This is a genomic window from Streptomyces sp. NPDC043896 (assembly GCF_056435605.1).
In genome coordinates this window covers 33439-55441 of record NZ_JBWKEE010000025.1, presented here as the reverse complement: position 1 = coordinate 55441, position 22003 = coordinate 33439, and the positions used below count along the sequence as shown (strand labels likewise).

Below are 22003 nucleotides of genomic sequence, written 5' to 3'. Positions count from 1 at the left end.
CCCCCTTCCTAAGGACGTCCGATGACCGAATCCGCATCAGCAGGCTTCGCCAAGGACCCCGCGGACCGAGGCCGCACCAGCATCGCCGACGGGGTGGTCGAGAAGATCGCCGGGCTGGCGGCCCGGGAGGTGGCCGGCGTCCATGCCATGGGCAGCGGCAGCGGACTCTCCCGGACCTTCGGAGCCGTCCGCGACCGGGTGCCCGGCGGAGCGAAGTCCGCCGCCGCCCGAGGGGTCAAGGCGGAGGTCGGCGAGGTCCAGACCGCCCTCGACCTGGAGATCGTCGTCGACTACGGCGTGGAGATCCGCGAGGTGGCCCGGGCGGTCCGCGAGAACGTCATCGCGGCCGTCGAGCGGATGACCGGCCTGGAGGTCGTCGAGGTCAACATCGCCGTCAGCGACGTCAAGCTCCCCGACGAGCCCGACGAGTCCGACGGCGAACCGGAATCGCGGCTCCGGTAGCGGGGCCGCGCGCGGAGAGGAACGACGCGATGAGCATGGCGGTCGCCGGCCTGTTCGCCGGCATCGCCCTGGCGTTCGCCGGTTACTTCGGCGGCTTCGGGGCCTTCCTGCTGGTGGCGGCGCTCGGCGCCATCGGCTTCCTCGTCGGCCGCTTCCTCGACGGGGACCTCGAACCGGGCGACCTGTTCCGGCCCCGCGGCCGCGACGACCGGCGCGGGTGAGGGTGAGGGGGCCGATGAGCGATCCGCGCCCGCTGCCGCCGAAGGTCGCGCCCGCCGACCGGGGATCCCTGCGGATCGCCGACCGGGTCGTCGCCAAGATCGCGGCGCAGGCCGCCCGGGAGGCCCTCGACGTGCTGCCCGGGGAGGCCCCGCACGCCACCGTCACCGTCCACCACGGCATCGCCCGGGTCCGGGTGAGCCTGGAGGCGGCCTACCCGTCCGACCTCGCCGCCCAGTGCGCGGCCGTACGCCGTCAGGTCACCCGGCGCGTCGAAGAGTGCACGGCCATGGCGGTCCCCGAGGTGGACGTCGACATCGAGCGCCTGCACTCCACCCACACCCGCCCTGGGGCCGCCGGGCGGGACCGGCGGCTGCGGTGAACGCCCCGCGCCCCCGCCGCGCCTCCCACCGCTTCCGTTCGCCGCGACGGCTCCCGGCCGTGGTCACCGCCCTGGCGGTGCTCGCGGCTGCGGGGCTCTTCCTCTACGACCTGGCCGCGGTACGGGCGCACCGGCCCGGGATGCGCTGGCGCCGCGAGCTCTCCGCCCTGCTGGAGCGGCACACCCCGGCCGACGCGGCGGTCCTGGCGGCCGGGGCGCTGCTGGCCCTCGCCGGAGCGGTGCTGTTGCTGCTGGCGCTCGCCCCCGGCCTGCGCGGGGTGCTGCCGATGCGGACGGAGCCCGGGGTGCGGGCGGGCATCGGCCGCCGGGCCGCCGCGCTGATCCTGCGGGACCGGGCCATGGAGGTGGCCGGGGTCCGCTCGGTCCGGGTCAGGGTGGGCCGCACCCGGGTCGGAGTCCGGGCCACCTCGCACTTCCGCGAACTGGACGACGTACGCGCCGACCTGGACGAGGTGCTCGCCGTCGGCATCGGGGAGCTGGGCCTCGCGCACCCGCCACGGGCCCGGATCCGGGTCAGGAGGTGAACGGGATGCTGGGGGTGGTGAACCGGGCGGTGCTCGCGCTGACCGGGCTGGTGCTGCTGGCGGCCGGCCTCGTCGTCCTCACCGCGTCCTGGCCGCTGGCCGGGCGGCACGCACCGTTGCTGCGGTGGCGTCGGGGCCTGGAGGGCGGGTGGTGGTGGGCGGTGTTCGCAGGCCTGGCGGTGTGCGTGCTGCTGGCGCTGTGGTGGCTGGTGGCGCAGCTGCGGCGGTCGCGGCTCCCGGCGCTGGAGGTGGACACCGGCGACGGGGGCTTCGCCCTGCTGCGGGGGCGGGCGCTGGAGTCGGCGGTGGCGGCGGAGGCGGGGGCGCTGGACGGGGTCGCCGACTGCCGGGTCGCGCTGCGCGGGCGGCGCGGGGCCCCGACCCTGCGGGTGGCGCTGGAACTGGAACCCCACGCGGTTCCGGCGGACGCCCTCGCCGCCCTCGCGGGGCCGGTCCTGGGCCACGCCCGCACCGCGACGGGCCTCCCGTCCCTCACGGCGGAAGCCCGCCTGAAGGTGACCCCGCACCCGGCGCAACGGGTCACCTGACCCCGGCCGCCGCGTGTGGTGCGGGCCGGCGGGCGCGTGCCGGCGGTGTACCGCTGCGCCCTTCCCCGTTCCCCTCAGACTCCGTCCGGGGCCCCAGGGGTGCTGCCCCGGGCCCCCCTGGGGGCACCCGCCTCCAGGCCCCGTGCTCGCACGCCGGTGAGGCCGGATTCGCCGCCCGGTGCGCAGCGCCCGGATCGGGGTCAGGGGCGAAGCCCCCGGGAACGCTGGAAGGGCGGGGAGGGGTCAAGCCCGCGCGGCGGCACACCCCCCGCACTCGGCCCACCCACCCCGGCCACGACAACGGGCTCCGCCCCGGCCCCGCCGGACGGAGTCCGGCGCAGCGGGCCGAAGCCCGGGAAGCGCGCCGGCGCCGAGCGGCGCGAGGGCCGCGTCCGGAACTAGGGGGTGTTGCGAAAGTCCTGCACGATGCCCACGGCGCCCGGCACGCACTCTCGCCGCACCGGCCGAAGGCCCGAGTACGCCCAGTACGAGGGCCTTCGCCCGGCACGCCGAGAGCACGCACCGGACATCGCGGGCACCGCACAGAACTTTCGCAACACCCCCTAGAAGCCGTGGCGGGCTCCGCCGTCCACCGGAAGCATGAGCCCCGTGAGGTACGACGCTGCCGGGGACAGCACGAACGCCGCCGTGCGGCCGAACTCCTCCGGCGTCCCGTAGCGCCGCAGCGGGATGCGGGCCTCGTTCCCCGCCCGGGCCGCCTCCGCGTCGCCGGACAGCGCGTCCAGCTCCCGCACCCGGTCCGTGTCGATCCGCGCCGGCAGCAGCCCGATCACGCGGATCCCGCGCGGTCCCAGCTCCACCGACAGGGACTTGGCGAAGCCCGCCAGCCCCGGCCGCAGGCCGTTCGAGATCGTCAGCCCGGGGATCGGCTCGTGCACCGAGCCCGACAGCACGAAGCCGATGACCCCGCCTTCGCCCAGCTCCGCCGCGGCCGTCCGGGCGAGCCGGACCGCGCCCAGGAAGACGGTCTCGAACGCCGCCGTCCACTGCTCGTCGGTGTTGTCGGCTGCGGAACCGGGCGCGGGGCCGCCGACGCTGATGAGGATGCCGTCGAAGCGCCCGAACCGCCCCCGGGCGAGGGCCACGAGCCGCGCGGCCGCCGCCGGGTCGGAGTTGTCCACCGCCACGCCCACCGCGTTCGGCCCGAGTTCGGCGGCCGCGTCCGCGACGCGCTTCTCGTCCCTGCCGGTCAGCACGACCTTCGCCCCGTCGGCGGTGAGCTCCCGTGCCGAGGCGAAGCCGAGGCCCCGGGTGGCTCCGGTGACGACGTAGACGCGGTCCTTCAGTCCAAGATCCATGCCGGACAACCTACGCCGAAGCGGGCTCCGGTGACACGGCCCTGGCCGCGGCCTCCTCGCGGTCGCGCTTCTCCCGCCGCACCAGGACCACCCACCCCACCGGCACCGCCGAGGCGAACAGCCACCACTGGATCGCGTACGCCATGTGCGCGCCGATCGAGTCGTGGTCGGGTTCGGCCACCGGCTCGGGGCTGCCGTCGGCCGGCGCGGGGGCGGTCAGTTCGAGGTAGCCGCCGAGTACCGGCCTGCCCAGGCCGGCCGCCTGCTGCTCGCTGTTGATCAGCATCACCTGGCGGTCGGGCAGGCCCTTGCGGTCCTTGATGCCGCTTCCGCCGCTGGTCTCGTCGGCCTTGAGCCGGCCCGTCACCGTGACCTCGCCCGAGGGCGCGGCCGGCACCGGCGGGTAGGCGCGCGGGTCGCCGCCGCCGGCCACCCAGCCCCGGTTGACCAGCACCGCCCGGCCGTCGCCGAGCACCAGCGGGGTCACCACGTGGAAGCCGACCTTGTCGCCGTTCGAGGTGCGCATCCGTACGACGACCTCGTGCGCGGGGTCGTACGTGCCGGTGGCGGTGACGGCACGCCAGTAGTCGGCCCTGGGGACGGTGTGCCCGGGCGAGGTGACCTCGGTCACCGGCACGGGCTTCCCGTAGAGGTTCTTCTCGATCAGCTCGTTCTGGGCGACCCGGTGCTCGTGGCGGTGGAACTGCCAGAACCCCAGCTTGATCATCACGGGGATGAGGACGAGGGCGACGAGGGTGAGGGACACCCACTGCCGGGTCAGCACAAAGCGGTACACGCCCACGACGGTACCCCCAGCGACGGGGACCCCGGCGGCCGGGTGGCCTTCCGGGGTCCGGGGGAGCGGGACGAGGGGTCAGACGCGGTCGACGATGCCCACCTTCCCCTCCGCTCGGGCGCAGTGCCCGCCGCAGTACCACTGGCCCTCGACCTCGACGCCCTGCCCGATGATCTGGACCCGGCAGTGCTCGCAGATGGGCGCCATGCGGTGGATGGCGCAGGAGAAGCAGTCGAAGACGTGCACCGCGCCCTGCGCGTGCACCTCGAAGGACATGCCGTAGTCGTTTCCGCAGACCTCGCAACGTGCCATGCGCGGCATGCTTCGCGGGCGGGCAGGCCGGAACAAGATCCACCGGGGTGAGTCGCCACGCCTGCACCCGGCCGGAGCAACGCCCGCTACTTCTCCTCGGCCGCCGCCACGTCCCGCAGCAGCTGGGTGAAGGCCGCCTCGTCCACGACCGGGGTGCCGTACGACTTCGCCTTGACCGTCTTGGACGTCGAGGAGTCGGGGTCGTTGGTCACCAGCAGGCTGGTGAGCCGGGACACGCTCGTCGCGATGTGCAGGCCCGCCTCCACCGCCCGGTCCTCCAGCAGCTCCCGGTCCACGGAGGTGTCGCCGGAGAAGGCGATCCGCATGCCCTGCTTGAGCGGCTTGCCGTCCTCGAAGCGGCCCGGGTTCGGGTACGGGCACGGCGGCCGCTTGCGCGAGACCCGCCAGCTGCCGCTGTTCCCGTACGAGGACTGGTAGCCGACGCGGGGCGCGGCGGGGGAGTCCGACCACTCGGTCAGCGGGCGGCACTCCAGCAGGGGCAGCCGTACGCCGTCCCGCGCGGCCGCGTGCAGCGACGGACGGAAGGCCTCCGCCAGCACCCGGGCGTCGTCGAGCGCGTGGTGGGCGCGCTGCTGGACCACCCCGTAGTGCGCGGCGAGGGACTCCAGCTTGTGGTTGGGCAGCGGGAGGTTGAGCTCCTTCGACAGGGCGATGGTGCACAGCCGCTGGCGTACGGGCGCGGTCACGGAGGCCCGGGCGTACTCCCGGGCGATCATCTGCCAGTCGAAGATGGCGTTGTGCGCGACGAGCACCCGGTCGGCGAGCCGGCCGGCGAACTCCTCGGCGATGTCCTCGAAGAGCGGCGCGTCCTGGAGCATCGCGCTGGTCAGGCCGTGGATCCAGGTGGGTCCCGGGTCACGGCGCGGGTTGACCAGGGTGTACCAGTGGTCCTCCACGTTGCCCTGCGCGTCGAGCCGGTAGACGGCCGCGGAGACTATCCGGTCGTCGCGAGCGAGTCCGGTGGTCTCCACGTCGACGACCGCGTACCCCTGGGGGTACGCGGTCGGCCATTCCGTCTCTGTGGTCGTACGGTCGTCGAGCATGGTCACAGAGGATATCGGCACGGACTGACACCCGTGGCCCGATGCCCTTTCAGCCCGGCCCCGGTCCCCGGCCGGTCACAGCCCGGCGCCCAGCTCCGCCACCAGGTCCGGGGCGCTCACCGAGGCGAAGGATCCGGCCACTTCGGACGGCCCGGGGAAGAGCCGGTAGGCCGTGCCCGAGGCCCCCGCGCCAGCGGCGGTCGCGTGCACCGTGGCGAGGAACACCCTGCGGCCCGCGCTCTCTTCGGCGACGGCGGCCGCGGCGTCCGCGCTCCCGCGCCGCCCGTCGGGTTCGCCCAGCGCGCCGACGCGGGAGGCGAATCCGGCCATCGTCTCCGCCTCGCCGGCCCGGTACGTCCACACCTCACCGGACCGGATGACGGCCACTTCGCGGGAGCGGGCCGCGGCCCGCCACACGGCCAGGTCCCACAGGGTGGTGCGGGTGCCGGAGCCGAAGTGCTCCCACACGTCGCGGGCGACGGACCCCAGCCGCTCCCCGTGCGAGGCGACGCTCTGGAAGCCGTCCGACGCCGGCAGGTGGACGTCCGCCCACAGCGCCCGGCGGGCCGGCAGGTCCACGACCATGGGCATGCAGACCCGGGACTCGCCCGCCAGGTCGAAGCGCTGGCGCACGGTCCGGGCGTCGTAGGAGGAGCCGCGCGGGCCGTCCGCCGGCAGGGCCATGAAGCCCGCGAAGGCGTCGGGCAGTTCGTCGAACGGCACGTTGTTGTAGCTGAAGACCAGCGGGACCGCGTACGTGACACCGTGCTCGGCGAGGGCCGCCAGGTCCAGGTCCACGTACTCGGTGGCACCGTCGGGAGCGGGCGCCGAGGTGAGGTCGCCCGAGTGCACGGCGGCGGCCCGCGAGTACCGCAGGTGGGTGTAGTCGCACAGGCCGAGGTACGTCCAGCCGGCGTCGAAGAACGCGACGGACAGGTCCAGGTCGGTGCGGTGGTCCTCGGGCTCCGTCCAGTGCAGGAACAGCCGCAGCACCTCGCCCTCCGGCAGGGTCTGCGTACTGCCGCGCGGTACGGCGACCAGCGCCCTGGACGCGTTGCGCTCGCCGAAGGGCACGGTCAGGTCCGCGAGGCCCGGGTCCAGGACCGCCAGGTCGTACGCCCCGCCGGCGCCGGCGCCGGCGAACCGGCGCAGCACCTCCGCCTCCAGCCGGGCCACGACGGCCCCGACGAGCGGCGCGGGCAGCGCGGCCCGCTCCTCCCACGCCACCTGGGCGCGCGCCACCCGGCCGCGGGGGAAGAACACCCGGCGCCCGCCGGTGCGGTCCTCGGCGCGGGTGCGCAGCGCGCCGAGCGCGGACAGCAGCGGGCCCGCGCCCACCTTGGGCAGCCCCCGGAGGAGGGCCTGCTCCAGCTCGGGCAGGAGCTCCGCGCCCCGGTGCAGACGCAGCAGGTGGTCGAGGCGGCGTACGAGTTCCCCGGGGCGCTGCCCGGCGAGCTCGGCGGCGGCCGCGGCGTCCCCCTCGGCGAGGGCCTGCTCCAGCCGGCCGGCCCAGGTGGCGGGCCGGATCCGGTCGCCGACGACGCGGACGGCCTCCGGGTGCGCGGCGGCGCTCTTCAGCAGGGCCGCGCCGAGCGGGGTGCCGGCGGACACGGCGGTGCCGCGCAGCACGGCGAAGGCGAGCGCGGCCCGGGGGTGACGGGCGTGGCGCTCGAAGGGGTGCAGCAGCTCGGCGGCCCGCTTCCAGGCGACGGGGTGCCGGAGCAGGTCTTCGACCAGGTACTGGGGGTTCAACGCGTCGAGCACCGCGAGGAGTTCCCGGCGCAGCGGCCGGCCGGGGCCGGTGAAGCGGGGGAGCGGCAGCAGGCCCGCGTCCCCGCCGGACAGCACGGCGAGCAGCCGCAGCACGTCGGTGGCGGTGGTGAGCCGGGCGGCGAGCAGCGGCCGTACCGCGTCGGCGGTCCGCCGGTCGTCCAGCAGCGAGCCGAGGACGTGGGCCTTGGTCTCGCGTACGGGGATGTCCTCGGGGAGCCAGCCGAGGTCCGCCGGGGCGGCGGGCAGCAGGCGGGCCAGGTCGGCGCTGTCGTCGGGGGACAGCGGGGTCTGCCGGGCGAGCAGCGAGGCGACCGCGCGGGCGCAGTCGGCGGGCCGGTCGGTGCCGAGCCGCAGCACCCGCAGCGGGCCGGCCGGAAGGTCCTCGGTCTCGCGGGCGGCGGACCGGCCGGAGTCCTCGCGCTCCGGGCGCAGGAAGGGGTCGGCGGGGTCGATGCGCCGGTGGCACACCGGGCAGCCGGTGTAGTCGGCGCCGTCCCAGCAGGTACGGCAGACGAGGTGGGCGCAGGGTGAGACGGGGTGCACCGTGCCGCTCTCGCCGCACAGGACGCACGGCTGTGCGGGTTCCTGGAGCAGCAGGGCGAAGACGCGGCTGACGTACCAGTGCTCGGTGTCGTGCGGGATGGAGAAGGGGAAGCGCCGGAAGAGCGGCTTGTGCACCCGGTCGGAGCCCATGAGGGCGTCCACCCGCGCGAGCAGCCGCAGCCGCTCCTCGGCCAGGTCGGTCGGGGCGAGCTTCGAGAGCGCGGCGTGCAGCCCGGGGCTCAGCACGTGGCCGCGTTCGAGGAGCTCGCCCTCCAGGGGCCGCACCCCTTCGCGGCCGGGCGACGCGGCGGCGTCGGGCTGGTCGACGTACACGGTCCCGAGCCGGCGCAGCAGGACGGAATCGATGGCGGACACGACGGCAGGCACGGCTGGATTCCCCCTCCGGGAACGACAGAGCGGGGGCGGAGAGTGGGCGCGCGGGGATCTTTTAACAAAAGGAGTGAGAAGGATGCGCGCCGGGGAGCCGCCCCCGCAGGACCGATCTGATCACAGGCCCGCGCACCAGGGCAATCCGATTATCCTCCGGACTCGTCGAGCAGTGCACGCGTCAGCGCCCGTACCGACAGCAGGAAGAGCCGCTCCGGGTCCGCCGGCCCGGCCAGGGCGCGGGCGAGCGCCGGGTCCCCGGGTGCGGCCTCCCGGTCCCACAGTTCGCCCTCGCCCGGCGACTGGGCGGGCGAGCGCGCGCGGTTGCGCTCGACGAGCAGGAAGCCGACGGTCTGGAACTGCACGGCACGCACCGCGTCGGCGGCCCGCGCACCGCGCAGCCCGGCGGCGTGCACCTCGTCGGCCAGCGCCCGCTGGGCGGGCAGGAACATCCGCTCGGTGAGCCCGCGCTCGTGGACCATCGCGATCAGGTGCGGGCGGGAGAGGATCTCGCGCCGCAGGGTCCGGGCCACCGAGACGATCCGCTCGGCCGGGGTCCGCCCGGACGGCCGGACGGCTCCCATCTCCTGGACGGTGCGCTCCACGAGGGCGTCGAGGAGCTGCTCGCGGTTGCCGACGTGCCAGTAGATGGAAGTCACCGCCGTGCCCAGCTCGGCGGCGAGCCCCCGCATGGTCAGGGCCGCCGGACCGTGCCGCCTGACCAGGGACGCCGCCGCCTGGAGCACCTGCTCGCGGGTCAGCGCGCTTCTCGCCATGGGCCCGGTCCGCCAATCCGTCGCGTCGTCTCGGGATCTGTCGCAGCGTCAGTTCCGGTGCGTGCAGCGGTCTTTACCCTTCATCGGCTGCGGTGTAACTGTGTTACAGAACCGCCCCCGGCCCCCGTCGGGGGTACCCCTGGGAAGGGTGGTGCGAGACATGGCACGCATACGGTACGGAGCGCGCACCGAGGCCGAGATCGCGGCGTCGCGCGAGAAGAGCGCCAAGCTCCCCGACATCTGGTCCACCGGAGTGGTGGCCGTCTGGGAGACCGACCCCGACGTCGTGGCGGCGGTCCTGCCGCCACCGCTCAAGCCCGCCGAACGCCCCCTGGTCCGGGCCAACATCAGCAAGGTCGAGCTGCCCGGCTACCCCCTCGGCGCCGGCTCGGTGGCCGTCGCCGCCCGGCACGGCGGGGTCGAGGGCTGGTACCCGCTCGTCATGCCGATGACCCACGAACGCGCCCTGACCGGCGGCCGCGAGGTGTTCGGCGAGCCGAAGAAGCTGGGCGAGGTCACCGTCGAACGCGACGGCCTCGTCGTACGCGCAGCCCTCGCCCGGCACGGAATCGCCTTCGTCGAGGTGCGCGGAGCCGTCGACCGCGAGCTGCCGCTCCCCGAGCCGACGGTGAAGACCGATTTCTACTTCAAGTTCCTCCCGGCGGTCGACGGCTCCGGCCTGGACGGCGACCCGGTGCTCGTGCACTGCACCCGCAACGAGAAGGTCCGCAGACTGGAACACCTCACCGGGGACGTGGTCCTGCGCGAGTCGATGTACGACCCCGTCGCCGACCTCCCCGTACGCCGCCTCGTGGAACTCACCATCGGCGAGAAGACCACCGACCAGAAGGGCCGCGTCGTCGAACGGGTCAGCGCCCAGGCCCTGCTCCCGTACCTCCACCAGCGCTACGACGACCCCCTCCAGATCCTCGACGGCCCGCCCGAGGGGAGCGTGTGACATGAGGCTCGGACCCGGACAGGTCGCCGTCGTCACCGGCGCCGCCAGCGGCATCGGCCTCGCCATGGCCCGCCGCTTCGCCGCCGAGGGCCTCAAGGTCGTCCTCGCCGACGTCGAGGAGGCCCCCCTGCGCAAGGCCGCCGGAGAACTCGCCGCGGACGGCGCCGAGGTCCTCGCCCGCACCGTCGACGTCGGCGAACGCGACTCCGTCGTCGCCCTCGCGGACGCCGCCTACGAGACCTTCGGCGCCGTCCACGTCCTCTGCAACAACGCGGGCGTCGGATCCGGCGCCGAGGGCCGCATGTGGGAGCACGAGCCCAACGACTGGAAGTGGGCCTTCTCCGTCAACGTCTGGGGCGTCTTCCACGGCATCCAGGCCTTCGTCCCCCGCATGATCGCCTCCGGCGCCCCGGGCCACGTCGTCAACACCTCCTCCGGCGACGGCGGCATCGCCCCCCTCCCCACCGCCTCCGTGTACGCCGTCACCAAGGCGGCCGTGGTCACCATGACCGAGTCCCTCTACGCGCACCTCAAGGCCGAGGGCGCCCCCGTGGGCGCCTCCGTCCTCTTCCCCGGACCGCACATGCTGCGCACCGGCCTGTGGGAGTCCCACCGCAACCGGCCCGGGCGCTTCGCGAAGGAGCGGCCGCGCAGGACCCCGTACCGCAGCCTCGACCAGTACGAGGCCGCGATGAAGGAGGCCGGGCACGAGGTGCGCTTCACCCCGGTCGAGGAGGTCGCGGGGCACGTCGTCGACGGCATCCGCGCCGACCGCTTCTGGATGCTGCCGGCCGGCGAGCACAGCGACCGCCAGATCCGCGCCCGGTCGCAGTCGATGCTCGACCGCGCCAACCCCGCCTACCTGGAGAGCTTCATCCTCGACTGAGGGGACCGCCGTGCCTGACGACACGTACGAAGACCCGTACCTGATCATCTCCTCCGACTGTCACGCGGGGCTGCCCACCGAGCGGTACCGCCCCTACCTCGACTCCCGCTTCCACCGCGAGTTCGACGGCTTCCTCGGCCAGCGCGACGCCCGCCGCGAGGAGGCCACCCGGCTCGGCGTGCGCAACGAGGCCTTCGCCGAGAAGTGGTTCCACGACCACGAGGAAGGCCTCAAGGGGGGCTGGGACGCCCACCAGCGGCTCAAGGAGCTCGACGGCGACGGGGTGGCCGCCGAGGTCGTCTTCCCCGACGCGGACGCCGTCGACAGCCAGACCGCCGCCCCCTTCGGAGTGGGCCTGGGCCTGTCCGGCGACCAGGACCCCGAGCTCGGCATGGCGGGCGCGCAGGCGCACAACCGCTGGCTGGCGGAGTTCGTCGGGCACAATCCCGCCCGGCACTGCGGGGTCGCCCTGCTGCCCGTTACGGCCGAGCCGGCCAAGGTGGTCGCGGAGATCCACCGGGCCAAGGAGTCCGGTCTCGGCGCCCTGATGATCCCCTCCATGTGGGTGGACCGGGCGCCCTACCACGACCGCCGCTACGACCCCGTGTGGGCGGCGGCCGCCGAGACGGCGATGCCGGTCGTCACCCACTCCGGGGCCGCGCCCCGCCACGAGTACGGCGACCACCTGGGCATCTACGTCTCCGAGGTCACCTGGTGGCCGGCCCGTCCGCTGTGGTTCCTGCTCTGGTCCGGGGTCTTCGAGCGGCACCCGGGCCTGAAGTTCGGCGTGGCCGAGTCGGGCTGCTGGTGGCTGCCGAACCTGCTCTGGTTCATGGACCGCCTCTACCTCGGCGCCCACGGAGGCAAGAAGCTCTCGCCGTTCTCGGAGCTGAAGCGCCCGCCGAGCGAGTACCTCGACCGGCAGGTGTTCGTCTGCGCCACCAACACCAAGCGCCGGGAGCTCGCCCAGCGCTACGAGATCGGCGTCGACAACATCCTGTGGGGCTCGGACTTCCCGCACCCCGAGGGCACCTGGCCCGACACCCGCAACTGGCTGAGGAACACCTTCCACGACATCCCCGTCGCCGAGACCCGCCGGATGCTGGGCCTGGCCGCCGCCGAGGTCTTCGGCTTCGACACCGACGCGCTCGCCCCGATCGCCCGCCGCATCGGCCCTACCCCGGCCGAGCTGGGCCAGAGCCCCGACCAGGCGGCGGTGGAGGCCTCCTGGGCGCGCTCCCGCGAGACGGGCCGCCACTGGCTGACCGGCGGGGACTTCCCGGTCCTGGGGGTCTCGGGATGACGGACGACCGCTACACGGTGATCTCGGCGGACTGCCACGCGGGCGCCGACCTGCTCGACTACAGGCCGTACCTGGCCAAGCGCCACCACGAGGCCTTCGACGCCTGGGCGGCCACGTACGTCAACCCGTACGAGGACCTCCTCGCCGACTCGGCCGACCTCAACTGGAACTCGGCCCGGCGGCTCGCCGAACTCGAAGCGGACGGGATCGTGGCGGAGGTGGTCTTCCCGAACACCATCCCGCCGTTCTTCCCCAAGGCCTCGCTGATGGCCCAGCCGCCGACGGCCGAGGAGTACGAACTGCGCTGGGCCGGCCTCCAGGCGCACAACCGGTGGCTCGCCGACTTCTGCGCGGACGCCCCCGGGCGGCGGGCGGGCGTCGCCCAGATCCTCCTCAACGACGTGGACGCCGCCGTCGCCGAGATCCGCCGCACCCGGGAGGCGGGCCTGACGGGCGGCATCCTGCTGCCCGGCGTCCCGCCCGGCTCGCCCGTCCCCGAGCTGTACTCGGCCGCGTACGACCCGATCTGGGCGGTCTGCGCGGAGCTGGACGTCCCGGTCAACCACCACGGCGGCTCGGCGTCCCCGCCGCTGGGGGACGAACCGGCCGCGCGGGCCGTCTTCATGGTGGAGACGACCTGGTTCTCGCACCGCGCCCTGTGGCACCTGATCTTCGGCGGTGCCTTCCGCCGCCACCCGGGCCTGAAACTGGTCCTCACGGAGCAGGGCTCGGGCTGGATCCCGGGCGTGCTGGAGATGCTGGACTACTACCACGGCCGCCTGGTCGCGGCCGCCTCCACCGCGGAGGCCAAGTTCGGCGCGGGCCTGGCCGAGTCCATGGGCCGGGGACCGAGCGAGGTCTGGCGGGACAACTGCTTCGTGGGCGCCAGCTTCATGCGCCCCCACGAGGTCCCGCTGCGGGAACGGATCGGCCTCGACAAGATCATGTGGGGCAGCGACTTCCCCCACGACGAGGGCACCGCGCCGTTCTCCCGCGAGGGCCTGCGCATCGCGTACGCGGGCCTGCCGAGGGAGGAGGTCGCGGCGATGGCCGGCGGCAACGCGGCCCGCGTGTACGGCTTCGACCTGGCCCTGCTGGACGCGGTGGCGGCGAAGCACGGCCCGCTGGTCTCGGAGATAGCCGAGCCCCTGACCGAGATCCCGCCCGAGGCCACCAGCCCGGCCTTCGCCCGGGGGGCGTCGGTCCGGGTCTGGTGACGCACGGCTCCCGCTGGGCGGTTCAGGCGTCGTACGCCGTGAACCGCTCCGGCGGGAGCCCCTCGGCCCGCCGCAACGCGCCCGTGCGACGTACGAGTTCCATCTCCACCCGGGCCCCGGAGGACGGCTGGGTCGTCAGGTACTCCGCCGTGTGCTCGCAGGCCAGCCGGATCAGGTGCCGGGCCAGGGCCTCCGCCGCCCGGCTGAGGCCCGCCTCCGGCGGTATCCGCATCCCCGCCACCAGCAGCCCGGGGTCCAGGTCCGCCGCGAACACGGTGCCGGTGCCGGTCTCTGCCAGCTCCGCGAAGGCGTCGGCCACCGCGCCGAGCGCGGCCGGCCGTTCGTGTTCCGGGAGCGCGGACGCCGCCCGGCCCAGCCGCTCCGCCAGCCCCTCGGTCAGCCCCTCGGCGGGCCCCTCGGCCGGCCGGCGCGGCCCGGGCCGGCCGAGCTCCTCCGGGTGGCGCCCGCGCGCCGGCGGCCGTACCGGGCGGCCGGTGAGGTCCGCGCCGGGCACCGGTCCCAGCCAGGACCGGTACAGCCACCCCGCCGCGGTGCTCGCCGCCCTCAGCGCGGCCGCTTCGGATCCCTCCATGGGCCCTCCCCCTTGTACCCCGGGTAACCCCGTCGGATACTGATCGGTAACAACCTCTAGCGGCACCCCGGAACCCGCCCTAAGGTGCGCCCATGCCAAATCTGCCCGATGTCGTGCTGTGGTCCATACCCGCCTTCGTGCTGCTCACCGTCATCGAGGTGGTCAGCTACCGGCTCCATCCCGACGAGGACGCCGCCGGCTACGACACCAAGGACGCGGTCACCAGCGTCACCATGGGGATCGGCAGCATCGGCTTCGACCTGCTCTGGAAGATCCCGGTCGTCGCGGTCTTCACCGCCGTCTACGAACTGACCCCGCTGCGGGTGCCGTTCCTGTGGTGGACCGCCCTGCTGATGCTGCTCGTCCAGGACTTCCTCTACTACTGGCAGCACCGGCTCCACCACGTCATCCGCATCCTGTGGGCCTGCCACGTGGTCCACCACAGCAGCCGCAGGTTCAACCTCACCACCGCCCTGCGCCAGCCCTGGACCAGCGCCACCACCTGGTGGTTCTACCTGCCGATGGTCGCCCTCGGGGTGCACCCGGCCGCGATCCCGTTCTGCTACGGCATCAACCTGCTCTACCAGTTCTGGGTGCACACCGAGCGCATCGGGAAGCTGCCGAGGCCCTACGAGTACGTCTTCAACACCCCCTCCCACCACCGCGTCCACCACGCCTCCCAGGGCGGCTACCTCGACCGCAACTTCGGCGGCATCCTGATCGTCTGGGACCGGATGTTCGGCTCCTGGGTCGGGGAGACCGAGCGGCCCGTCTACGGGCTCACCAAGAACATCGGCACTCACAACCCGCTGCGCGTCGCCACCCACGAGTACGCCGCCATCGCCCGCGACGTACGCGCCGCCGGCAGCTGGCGCGAGCGCGCCGGGCGGGTGTTCCGGGGGCCGGGCTGGCAGCCGGCCGCCCAGCGGGCCGAAGCCGCCGCGGCCACCGGCCCCGCGAAGGCCCCGGAGCCCGCCGCGTGAGCGCCGCCGGGACCCGTACGCCCCCCCGGGCCGTCCGGCCCGCGGCCGCCGGGCGCGCCGGGAGCGTGCTGCTCGCCGCCTTCGGCGCGGCGGCGGCCGCCGACCTCGGTTCGCTGCTGGCCGGCTGGCACCTCGGGCACGTCCTCGCCAAGCCGCTGCTGATGCCGCTGCTGGTGGCCTACGTGATCACCCGCGGCGCGCCCCGGCTGCTGGTCGCCGCCCTGCTCTTCGGCTGGGGCGGGGACCTCGCCCTGCTCTTCGACGCCGAGCCGGCCTTCCTCCTCGGCATGGGCTCCTTCGCCGTCGGGCACGTCTGCTACCTGTTCGTCTTCGGCCGGGGCAGGACGGGCCCCGCGCTCGGGGGCGCGTACGCCGTCGCGCTCGTCGGGACCGTCGCGCTGCTGTGGCCGGACCTGCCCGCCGGCCTGCGGATCCCCGTCGCCGGGTACAGCCTGCTGCTCACCGCCATGGCGTACCGCTCCAGCGCCCTCGGCCTGACGGCGGGCACCGGCGGGGCGCTGTTCCTGCTCTCCGACACCCTCATCGCGACCGGGGTCGCCGAGTGGCCCCAGCTCCCGCGGCCCGAGTTCTGGATCATGGCCACCTACCTCGCCGCCCAGTACCTGCTGGCCATGGGCGCGATCACCCGCGAGCGGGCGTACCGTAGGGAAGTCATACAAGACTGAACCACTTGATCCGGAGGGCTGCACCACCATGCGCGCCACCGTCATCCACGCCCCGCACGACATCCGCGTGGAGGAGGTGCCCGACGCCGCGGTCCAGCGCCCCGAGGACGCCGTCGTCCGCGTCCTGCGCGCCTGCATCTGCGGCAGCGACCTGTGGGCCTACCGCGGCGAGGCCGCGCGGCAGCCCGGCCAGCGCATCGGGCACGAGTTCCTCGGCATCGTCGAGGAGACCGGCTCCGCCGTCTCCGGCCTGCGGGCCGGGGACCTGGTCGTCGCCCCGTTCATGTGGTCCGACGGCACCTGCGACTACTGCTCCGAGGGCCTGTACACCTCCTGCCGGCACGGCGGCTTCTGGGGCTCCGTCGGCCACGACGGCGGCCAGGGCGAGGCCGTCCGCGTCCCGCACGCCGACGGCACCCTGGTGAAGCTGCCCGCCGACGCCGCCTCGGACGACCACCTGCTGACCGCCCTGCTCGCGCTGTCCGACGTCATGGGCACCGGCCACCACGCCGCCCTGGGCGCGGGCGTGCGCGCGGGCACCACCGTCGCCGTCGTCGGCGACGGCGCGGTCGGGCTGTGCGGCGTCCTCGCGGCCAAGCGCCTCGGCGCCGACCGGATCATCGCCCTCGGCCGCCACAGCGCCCGTACGGACATCGCGAAGCTCTTCGGCGCCACGGACGTGGTGGCCGAGCGCGGCGAGGCCGCCGAGGCCGCCGTCCGCGAGCTGACCGCAGGCCAGGGCGCGCACGCCGTCATCGAGGCGGTCGGCACCGAGCAGTCCATGCGCACCGCCGTGAACATCACGCGTGACGGCGGGGCCATCGGCTACGTCGGCGTCCCGCACGGCAGCGGCACCGGCCTCGACCTCGGCGTGATGTTCGACCGCAACATCACCCTGCGCGGCGGCGTCGCACCGGTCCGGGCCTACATCCCGGAGCTGCTGGAGGACGTGCTCAGCGGCGCGATCGACCCGGCCCCCGTCTTCGACCGGGCCGTGTCCCTGGACGAGGTCCCGGACGGCTACCGCGCGATGGACGACCGCAGCGCGCTCAAGGTCCTGATCAAGCCCTGACCCGCGCGCCGAACGGCAACGGCGGCAACGGCAACGGGCCGGGCGGGGAGCACCCCGCCCGGCCCGTCCGCGTCCGTGGCGCTACTTGACGGCCTTGAGGGCGTCGACCACGCCCGAGCCGTAGTACGCCGTCTGGCCCCACTTGGCGGTGCAGGTGGTCGCGTCGATCAGCTTGCCGGTGGCGTCGTACACCTTCTCCGGGCAGGCCTCCTTCGTGGCCTGGGCCTTCAGCATGGCCTGGAGCTGCGACGGGCTGGCCGTCGGGTGCGCGCTCTTCAGCAGCGCCGCGACGCCCGCGACGTGCGGGGCGGCCATCGAGGTGCCCTGCTTGTAGCCGTAGCCGCCGCCGAGGACGGTCGACAGCACGCGGCCGTTGGCGTCCGGGGTGGCCGGGACCTGCCACTTGTCGCCGCCGGGAGCGGCCACGTCGACGACGCCCAGACCGTAGCTGGAGTAGTACGACTTGAGGCCCTTGTCACCCGTCGCGCTCACCGTGACCACGCCCGGCAGCTGGGTGGGGAGGTCCAGGCAGACCTTCGGGTCGATGGTGCGCGGCACCGGCGTGGTGTCGTTGGGGCTGGTGTCGTCGAGGATCGAGTCACCCGCCAGGTCGTGGTTGGAGTTGCCGGCCGAGGCGACGTGGAGCACGCCCTTGCGCTCGGCGTACTTGGTGGCCCGGCCGATGGCCTCCACCAGCGCCTTCTGGTCGTCGTCCGACTTGCAGTTGTAGAGCCACGGGTCGACGTAGTAGCTGTTGTTGGTCACCTCGATCCCCTTCTCGGCGGCGAACATGAAGCCGCAGACGACCGCCTCGGTGTAGAAGAGGCCGCTCCCGGGCTCGCTCACCTTGATGCCGGCGACCTTCGCGCCCGGCGCGACACCGCTCATGCCGACGCCGTTGCGGGCCGCGGCTATGGTGCCGGCCACGTGGGTGCCGTGGTCGCTGCCGTCCGTGTACGGACGCCAGGCGCCCTCGGTGGTGTCGGCGACGCCGCCGACGCAGTTGGCCGACTGCTCCTTGGAGAAGTTGGCGGCCAAGTCGGGGTGAGTGTCGTCAACACCCGTGTCGATGACACCCACCGTGACGTCCGGGCTGCCATCGTTGATCTTGTGCGCCGCGTCGGCCTTGATCGCCCGCAGGTCCCACTGGTTGGCCTCCAGGGGTTCCTGGCCCGGCTCGGCCTGCGCCGCGGCCTTGGCGGCGTCCGCCTCGCTCAGCCGCTGGGTCGTGCCCTCCTCGGTGGTCTGCACCGGCTGGAGGGGAGCCGTACGGGTGGCGCCGACCGAGTTGAACAGGCCGCGCTGCGCCCGCAGCTGCTTGGCGAAGTCGGGGTTCTGGGAATGCGCGACGATGACCCCGATCTGCTCGTGGGCGATCACCACCGTCCCGCCGGCCCGCTCGATGGCCTTCTTCGCCGCCGTCGCCGTGGCGTACACGTTCAGGTTCGCCACGTAGGACAGCTTCGGCCCGGTGGCGGACGGCTTCGCCGCCGTCACCGAGTCCGTCGTTCCCACCGGCGCGGCCGAGGCGGCCACGGAGGGCACGAGGGCGAGCGAGGCACTGAGCGCCAGGCCGACCGGTACGGCGAGGGCACGCCGGCGGCCGTGTCCCAGATGAGCCATGGGTTCTCCACATCATCCGTCAAAAAGCCGTCCGTGCGCGGTCGCGCCGGACGGGTTCATGACACGCGAACCTAGCGCTGACGTTCCCTTCTGCGCCATCAGTTCGAGAAAGAAGTTTTGAAAGAAACAGCGGGTGTTGAACCGTCCCGACACGCCGGCCGTGCCGTTGACAGGGGGGATCAGCACCACCGTCCCCCCACACGGAGGTTGTTTTGTCCGTCCCCACCGCACCCGCGTCACAAGGAGAACCCCCCGTGACCACCGAAGCAGCGCCGCCGCCGGGCGGCGCGGGACCGGCCCCGGCGCACCCGTCGGCCGAAGAGTTCACGCGTGTCCAGCAGAGCTCCGAATTCGCCGAACTCCGCAGCTCCTACCGGTCCTTCGCCTTCCCGCTCACCGTGGCCTTCATCGCCTGGTACCTGCTCTACGTCCTGCTGTCCAGCTACGCGGGCGGCTTCATGGGGACCAAGCTCTTCGGCAACATCAACGTCGCGCTGGTCCTCGGCGTCGCCCAGTTCCTGACGACCTTCCTGATCGCCTGGCTGTACTCGCGGCACGCCGCCACCAAGCTCGACCCCAAGGCCGAGGCCATCAAGAAGCGCATGGAGGCCGGAGCATGAGCCTGAGCACCAGCCCGGCCGCGGACGCCGTCCCCCGGCTCACGGTCGCCGCCGGGGCGGGCGAGCACCGCCCGCTGATCATCACCCTCTTCGGGCTGTTCGTCGTCGCCACCCTCATCATCACCGTCTGGGCCGGCCGCCAGACCAAGGACGCCGCCGACTTCTACGCCGGCGGCCGCCAGTTCACCGGCTTCCAGAACGGCCTGGCCATCTCCGGCGACTACATGTCCGCCGCGTCCTTCCTCGGCATCGCCGGAGCCATCGCCCTCTTCGGGTACGACGGCTTCCTCTACTCCATCGGCTTCCTCGTCGCCTGGCTCGTGGCGCTGCTGCTGGTCGCCGAACCGCTGCGCAACTCCGGCCGCTACACGATGGGCGACGTCCTCGCGTACCGGATGCGCCAGCGGCCCGTCCGCACCGCCGCCGGCACCTCCACCATCGTCGTCTCGATCTTCTACCTGCTCGCCCAGATGGCCGGCGCCGGCGTGCTCGTCTCGCTGCTGCTCGGCATCACCAGCGACGGCGGCAAGATCGCCGTCGTCGCGCTGGTCGGCCTGCTGATGATCGTCTACGTGACGATCGGCGGGATGAAGGGCACCACCTGGGTCCAGATGGTCAAGGCGGTGCTGCTCATCGCGGGCGCCCTGCTGATCACCTTCCTGGTGCTGCTGAAGTTCGACTTCAACGTCTCCGCCCTGCTGGGCCAGGCCGCCGAGAACAGCGGGCAGGGCACCAAGTTCCTGGAGCCCGGACTCAAGTACGGCAAGGACGGCCTGACCAAGCTCGACTTCATCTCGCTCGGCCTCGCCCTGGTCCTGGGCACCGCCGGCCTGCCGCACATCCTGATCCGCTTCTACACCGTCCCCACCGCCCAGGCGGCCCGCAAGTCCGTGAACTGGGCGATCGGCATCATCGGCGCCTTCTACCTGATGACGATCGCCCTCGGCTTCGGCGCCGCGGCCCTGCTCAAGAGGGCCGACATCCTCGCCTCCAACAAGGCGGGCAACACCGCCGCCCCGCTCCTGGCCCAGGAGATCGGCGGCGGACCGGACTCCACCGGCGGCGCGATCCTGCTCGCGGTGATCTCCGCGGTCGCCTTCGCCACCATCCTCGCGGTGGTCGCGGGCCTGACCCTGGCCTCCTCCTCGTCCTTCGCGCACGACATCTACGTCAACGTCATCCGCAGGGGACAGGCCACCGAGAAGGAGGAGGTGCGCGCCGCCCGCTGGTCGACCGTGGTCATCGGCGCCGTCGCGATCTTCCTCGGCGCCCTCGCCCGCGACATGAACGTCGCCGGCCTGGTCGCCCTCGCCTTCGCGGTCGCCGCCTCCGCGAACCTCCCCACGATCCTCTACAGCCTCTTCTGGAAGCGCTTCACCACCCAGGGCGCGCTGTGGTCGATCTACGGCGGGCTGATCGCGGCGGTCGGCCTGGTGCTCTTCTCGCCCGTCGTCTCCGGCAAGCCGACCTCGATGTTCAAGGACGCCGACTTCTACTGGTTCCCGCTGGAGAACCCGGGGATCATCTCCATCCCCCTCGGCTTCTTCCTCGGGTGGCTGGGAACCGTCCTCTCCAAGGAAGAGGCCGATCCCAAGAAGTTCGCCGAGCTGGAGGTGCGCTCCCTCACCGGTACCGGCGCCCACTGACAGGGGCTCGCCGAAACCGTACGAACACCCTGCGTGGCCGCGTCGTACTTCCCTACGACGCGGCCACGTTACGTATCGTTCATTCGGGCATCCCTGACGGACACACGGGTCGCGTACGCTCGGCTGTAGAACCTCTAGATCCGGACAGGGGAGGGGGCCCACAGTGCTTCTCGACACGTACGGCCGCGTGGCCACTGACCTGCGCGTCTCGCTCACCGACCGGTGCAACCTGCGGTGTACCTACTGCATGCCCGAGGAGGGCCTGCAGTGGCTGGGGAAATCCGATCTGCTGAGTGACGACGAGATCGTCCGGCTGATCCGCATCGCCGTGACCAGCCTCGGCATCACCGAGGTCCGCTTCACCGGCGGCGAGCCGCTGCTGCGGCCCGGCCTGGTCGGCATCGTGGAGCAGTGCGCGGCCCTGGAGCCCCGCCCCAAGATGTCGCTGACCACCAACGGCATCGGCCTCAAGCGCACCGCCCAGGCCCTGAAGGCCGCCGGCCTGGACAGGGTGAACGTTTCTCTCGACACCCTGCGGCCCGAGGTCTTCAAAACCCTCACGCGGCGCGACCGCCACCACGACGTCATCGACGGCATGGCCGCCGCCCGCGAGGCCGGCCTCACCCCCGTCAAGGTCAACGCCGTCCTGATGCCGGGCCTCAACGACGACGAGGCCCCCGACCTGCTCGCCTGGGCCGTGGAGAACGAGTACGAGCTCCGCTTCATCGAGCAGATGCCCCTGGACGCCCAGCACGGCTGGAAGCGCGAGGGCATGATCACCGCCGGGGACATCCTGGAATCCCTGCGCACCCGCTTCACCCTCACCGAGGAAGGCGCCGAGGAGCGCGGCTCGGCCCCGGCCGAGCGCTGGATCGTCGACGGCGGCCCCGCCACCGTGGGCGTCATCGCCTCCGTCACCCGCCCGTTCTGCGGCGCCTGTGACCGCACGCGGCTCACGGCCGACGGCCAGGTGCGCACGTGCCTGTTCGCCACCGAGGAGTCGGACCTGCGTTCCGCCCTGCGCTCGGGCGCCCCGGACGAGGAGATCGCCCGTCTGTGGAAGGTGGCGATGTGGGGCAAGAAGGCCGGCTCCGGCCTGGACGACCCGTCGTTCCTCCAGCCCGACCGCCCCATGTCGGCGATCGGCGGCTGACACCCGCCGCCCCGGACCGCCCGGGGGAGCCGCGGACGTCCGCGGGTGCCCCGGGGGGGGGGGGGTTGGGGGAGGTGGAGGGGAGGGGTGATTGGGCTCGGTCTGTCCCCCCTGGCGGGGTCTTGTGTTTGTGAGGTA

The 22003-nt window shown here is 73.5% G+C and carries 23 protein-coding genes; 15 read left to right on the top strand and 8 right to left on the bottom strand.

Features of this window, described 5'->3' with window-relative positions:
* Positions 1–21 precede the first annotated feature (21 nt).
* From AC069X_RS30255 to amaP, 5 genes are read left to right on the top strand one after another with little or no spacing between them, the layout of a single operon-like run.
* Positions 22–462: an Asp23/Gls24 family envelope stress response protein gene (locus AC069X_RS30255; RefSeq protein WP_478733484.1), complete on the top strand. Its 441-nt coding sequence runs from the start codon at positions 22–24 to the stop codon at positions 460–462.
* A gap of 29 nt (positions 463–491) precedes the next feature.
* Positions 492–683, top strand: coding sequence for a hypothetical protein (locus AC069X_RS30250; protein WP_267035538.1), 192 nt, complete (start codon positions 492–494; stop codon positions 681–683).
* Positions 684–697: 14 nt separating this feature from the next.
* A complete protein-coding gene (locus tag AC069X_RS30245; protein ID WP_478733482.1) occupies positions 698–1063 on the top strand; it encodes an Asp23/Gls24 family envelope stress response protein in 366 nt (121 codons plus the stop codon).
* Positions 1060–1608, top strand: a complete 549-nt coding sequence (locus AC069X_RS30240; RefSeq protein ID WP_478733481.1) for a DUF6286 domain-containing protein — start codon at positions 1060–1062, stop codon at positions 1606–1608. The genes AC069X_RS30245 and AC069X_RS30240 overlap by 4 nt, the downstream gene beginning before the upstream one ends.
* Positions 1605–2156, top strand: coding sequence for an alkaline shock response membrane anchor protein AmaP (gene amaP / locus AC069X_RS30235; RefSeq protein ID WP_478733479.1), 552 nt, complete (start codon positions 1605–1607; stop codon positions 2154–2156). Before AC069X_RS30240 ends, amaP begins: the two co-directional genes overlap by 4 nt.
* Before the next feature lie 563 nt (positions 2157–2719).
* On the opposite strand, the gene AC069X_RS30230 is transcribed toward amaP, so the two are convergent.
* The 6 genes from AC069X_RS30230 to AC069X_RS30205 form a co-directional block, all read right to left on the bottom strand.
* A complete protein-coding gene (locus AC069X_RS30230; RefSeq protein WP_478733477.1) occupies positions 2720–3475 on the bottom strand; it encodes an SDR family oxidoreductase in 756 nt (251 codons plus the stop codon).
* A gap of 10 nt (positions 3476–3485) precedes the next feature.
* A complete protein-coding gene (locus tag AC069X_RS30225) occupies positions 3486–4271 on the bottom strand; it encodes an SURF1 family cytochrome oxidase biogenesis protein (RefSeq protein ID WP_478733475.1) in 786 nt (261 codons plus the stop codon).
* Positions 4272–4349: 78 nt separating this feature from the next.
* Complete coding sequence (locus AC069X_RS30220) at positions 4350–4583, bottom strand: hypothetical protein (RefSeq protein ID WP_125595359.1); 234 nt, start codon at positions 4581–4583, stop codon at positions 4350–4352.
* An 86-nt stretch (positions 4584–4669) separates the two neighbouring features.
* A complete protein-coding gene (locus AC069X_RS30215; RefSeq protein WP_478733473.1) occupies positions 4670–5647 on the bottom strand; it encodes a DEDDh family exonuclease in 978 nt (325 codons plus the stop codon).
* A gap of 75 nt (positions 5648–5722) precedes the next feature.
* On the bottom strand, positions 5723–8350 hold the full coding sequence (locus tag AC069X_RS30210) for an MXAN_6230/SCO0854 family RING domain-containing protein (protein WP_478733471.1): 2628 nt from the start codon (positions 8348–8350) through the stop codon (positions 5723–5725).
* 149 nt (positions 8351–8499) lie between these two features.
* Positions 8500–9126, bottom strand: a complete 627-nt coding sequence (locus tag AC069X_RS30205; RefSeq protein ID WP_478733469.1) for a TetR/AcrR family transcriptional regulator — start codon at positions 9124–9126, stop codon at positions 8500–8502.
* Positions 9127–9286: 160 nt separating this feature from the next.
* Between AC069X_RS30205 and AC069X_RS30200 the strand changes: the two genes are divergently transcribed.
* From AC069X_RS30200 to AC069X_RS30185, 4 genes are read left to right on the top strand one after another with little or no spacing between them, the layout of a single operon-like run.
* Entirely contained in the window at positions 9287–10084 is a 798-nt protein-coding gene (locus AC069X_RS30200) for an acetoacetate decarboxylase family protein (RefSeq protein WP_478733467.1), read from the top strand.
* A 1-nt stretch (position 10085) separates the two neighbouring features.
* A complete protein-coding gene (locus tag AC069X_RS30195) occupies positions 10086–10970 on the top strand; it encodes an SDR family NAD(P)-dependent oxidoreductase (RefSeq protein WP_478733465.1) in 885 nt (294 codons plus the stop codon).
* Positions 10971–10980: 10 nt separating this feature from the next.
* Complete coding sequence (locus AC069X_RS30190; RefSeq protein WP_478733463.1) at positions 10981–12273, top strand: amidohydrolase family protein; 1293 nt, start codon at positions 10981–10983, stop codon at positions 12271–12273.
* Entirely contained in the window at positions 12270–13490 is a 1221-nt protein-coding gene (locus AC069X_RS30185; protein ID WP_478733461.1) for an amidohydrolase family protein, read from the top strand. The genes AC069X_RS30190 and AC069X_RS30185 overlap by 4 nt, the downstream gene beginning before the upstream one ends.
* Positions 13491–13512: 22 nt before the next feature.
* On the opposite strand, the gene AC069X_RS30180 is transcribed toward AC069X_RS30185, so the two are convergent.
* On the bottom strand, positions 13513–14082 hold the full coding sequence (locus tag AC069X_RS30180) for an NACHT N-terminal Helical domain 1-containing protein (RefSeq protein WP_478733459.1): 570 nt from the start codon (positions 14080–14082) through the stop codon (positions 13513–13515).
* 92 nt (positions 14083–14174) lie between these two features.
* Here AC069X_RS30180 and AC069X_RS30175 point away from each other — a divergent pair, with 92 nt between their 5' ends.
* From AC069X_RS30175 to AC069X_RS30165, 3 genes are read left to right on the top strand one after another with little or no spacing between them, the layout of a single operon-like run.
* Positions 14175–15065, top strand: coding sequence for a sterol desaturase family protein (locus tag AC069X_RS30175; protein ID WP_478733457.1), 891 nt, complete (start codon positions 14175–14177; stop codon positions 15063–15065).
* The gene (locus tag AC069X_RS30170; protein ID WP_478733455.1) at positions 15062–15751 is read left to right on the top strand and encodes a lysoplasmalogenase; all 690 of its coding nucleotides are present in this window, start codon (positions 15062–15064) and stop codon (positions 15749–15751) included. The genes AC069X_RS30175 and AC069X_RS30170 overlap by 4 nt, the downstream gene beginning before the upstream one ends.
* Before the next feature lie 28 nt (positions 15752–15779).
* Positions 15780–16823, top strand: a complete 1044-nt coding sequence (locus tag AC069X_RS30165; RefSeq protein ID WP_478733453.1) for a zinc-dependent alcohol dehydrogenase family protein — start codon at positions 15780–15782, stop codon at positions 16821–16823.
* An 81-nt stretch (positions 16824–16904) separates the two neighbouring features.
* Here the strand turns inward: AC069X_RS30165 and AC069X_RS30160 are convergent, their stop codons facing one another.
* The gene (locus AC069X_RS30160; RefSeq protein WP_478733451.1) at positions 16905–18446 is read right to left on the bottom strand and encodes a S8 family peptidase; all 1542 of its coding nucleotides are present in this window, start codon (positions 18444–18446) and stop codon (positions 16905–16907) included.
* 254 nt (positions 18447–18700) lie between these two features.
* Here AC069X_RS30160 and AC069X_RS30155 point away from each other — a divergent pair, with 254 nt between their 5' ends.
* From AC069X_RS30155 to moaA, 3 genes are all read left to right on the top strand, one after another.
* Positions 18701–19066 carry a DUF485 domain-containing protein gene (locus tag AC069X_RS30155; RefSeq protein ID WP_478733449.1) on the top strand — a complete coding sequence of 122 codons (366 nt, stop codon included), beginning with the start codon at positions 18701–18703 and terminating at the stop codon, positions 19064–19066.
* Positions 19063–20712 (top strand): solute symporter family protein, encoded by a 1650-nt coding sequence (locus AC069X_RS30150; protein WP_478733447.1) that lies wholly within the window; start codon positions 19063–19065, stop codon positions 20710–20712. The genes AC069X_RS30155 and AC069X_RS30150 overlap by 4 nt, the downstream gene beginning before the upstream one ends.
* Positions 20713–20875: 163 nt before the next feature.
* Entirely contained in the window at positions 20876–21865 is a 990-nt protein-coding gene (gene moaA / locus AC069X_RS30145) for a GTP 3',8-cyclase MoaA (RefSeq protein WP_478733445.1), read from the top strand.
* The last annotated feature ends 138 nt before the right edge of the window (positions 21866–22003 follow it).

Excerpts from the sequence above, each read along its gene's own strand:
- AC069X_RS30175 (WP_478733457.1), top strand. The coding sequence starts at position 14,175 with ATGCCAAATCTGCCCGATGTCGTGCTGTGGTCCATACCCGCCTTCGTG.
- AC069X_RS30205 (WP_478733469.1), bottom strand. The coding sequence starts at position 9,126 with ATGGCGAGAAGCGCGCTGACCCGCGAGCAGGTGCTCCAGGCGGCGGCG.
- AC069X_RS30215 (WP_478733473.1), bottom strand. The coding sequence starts at position 5,647 with ATGCTCGACGACCGTACGACCACAGAGACGGAATGGCCGACCGCGTAC.
- AC069X_RS30160 (WP_478733451.1), bottom strand. The coding sequence starts at position 18,446 with ATGGCTCATCTGGGACACGGCCGCCGGCGTGCCCTCGCCGTACCGGTC.
- AC069X_RS30185 (WP_478733461.1), top strand. The coding sequence starts at position 12,270 with ATGACGGACGACCGCTACACGGTGATCTCGGCGGACTGCCACGCGGGC.
- AC069X_RS30245 (WP_478733482.1), top strand. The coding sequence starts at position 698 with ATGAGCGATCCGCGCCCGCTGCCGCCGAAGGTCGCGCCCGCCGACCGG.
- AC069X_RS30180 (WP_478733459.1), bottom strand. The coding sequence starts at position 14,082 with ATGGAGGGATCCGAAGCGGCCGCGCTGAGGGCGGCGAGCACCGCGGCG.
- AC069X_RS30200 (WP_478733467.1), top strand. The coding sequence starts at position 9,287 with ATGGCACGCATACGGTACGGAGCGCGCACCGAGGCCGAGATCGCGGCG.
- AC069X_RS30255 (WP_478733484.1), top strand. The coding sequence starts at position 22 with ATGACCGAATCCGCATCAGCAGGCTTCGCCAAGGACCCCGCGGACCGA.
- AC069X_RS30195 (WP_478733465.1), top strand. The coding sequence starts at position 10,086 with ATGAGGCTCGGACCCGGACAGGTCGCCGTCGTCACCGGCGCCGCCAGC.
- AC069X_RS30220 (WP_125595359.1), bottom strand. The coding sequence starts at position 4,583 with ATGGCACGTTGCGAGGTCTGCGGAAACGACTACGGCATGTCCTTCGAG.
- AC069X_RS30150 (WP_478733447.1), top strand. The coding sequence starts at position 19,063 with ATGAGCCTGAGCACCAGCCCGGCCGCGGACGCCGTCCCCCGGCTCACG.
- AC069X_RS30250 (WP_267035538.1), top strand. The coding sequence starts at position 492 with ATGAGCATGGCGGTCGCCGGCCTGTTCGCCGGCATCGCCCTGGCGTTC.
- AC069X_RS30230 (WP_478733477.1), bottom strand. The coding sequence starts at position 3,475 with ATGGATCTTGGACTGAAGGACCGCGTCTACGTCGTCACCGGAGCCACC.
- AC069X_RS30165 (WP_478733453.1), top strand. The coding sequence starts at position 15,780 with ATGCGCGCCACCGTCATCCACGCCCCGCACGACATCCGCGTGGAGGAG.